We start from the raw sequence: 889 nt of genomic DNA, 5'->3' as shown, positions 1-889 counted from the left end.
CAAAACTTTAAAGACGGATTCAATTTCAGGAACAACGGGCTCGAAATCCAGTTATAGTACCAGTGGCATCATTGCGGATTATAAGAAACACGGGTATGAGTTAGTTACTGATGGCTATCCAGCAGATTTGACATTCGACAATGATGACAAAACTGCTCAGAACTTCACGGTTCACTTGAAGCATCAGCTGACGCCAGTGAATCCAACGGATCCACAGACACCGGGAGCGCCAATCCATCCAGATGAACCAGATGGACCAAAGTGGCCAACTCGCACCAACTATGATAAGACGGTCCATGAGACCGTCAGTTATGTTGATCAGACTGGACACGTAGTGGCCAAGCCGCACACTGATTCTGTCAACTTCACACGAACCGTCGTTGTCGATAACGTTACTGGTGAAGTGATTACGAGTGGTGCTGGAACAACCGCCTGGACAGCGACAAATGGTGATACAACCTTTGATGCCGTTGTTAGTCCAGTGGTGTCGGGATCTGTAGCTGATAAAGCGCAGACAGCTGTCGTAACTGACCTGAATGCCGATTCAGCAGATGTTAATGAGACCGTGACATACACGAAAGTCGGATCATTGGTACCAAGCTCAAGTGATGGGAACTTCCCTAGAGTACCAAGAGTAGTCTATCCAAATGACCCACGTGATGCGACGAAGGTTACACCAGCCGGTGTACCGACGGTACCAGGTTATACAGCACATGATCCAGAAGGTCATGTTTTGACACCCGGTAGCCGTTATCAGCCAAGTGATCCGACGAAAGATACAACGATCACCTATACCGCAGATCAGCAAAAAGGTAGTGTCAGCTACGTTGATGATACGACCGGCAAAACTTTAAAGACGGATTCAATTTCAGGAACAACGGGCTCGAAA

The 889-nt window shown here is 47.7% G+C and carries 1 protein-coding gene; it reads left to right on the top strand.

Annotated features, from left to right (window positions below; translation table 11 throughout):
* On the top strand, positions 1–889 hold an 889-nt coding region (locus tag QR64_RS26930), incomplete at both ends, for a mucin-binding protein (protein WP_200886507.1).

The organism is Rhodococcus sp. Chr-9 (assembly GCF_000801125.1).
GTDB lineage: Bacteria > Actinomycetota > Actinomycetes > Mycobacteriales > Mycobacteriaceae > Rhodococcus > Rhodococcus pyridinivorans.
This window is presented reverse-complemented; position numbering and strand designations above follow the sequence as displayed.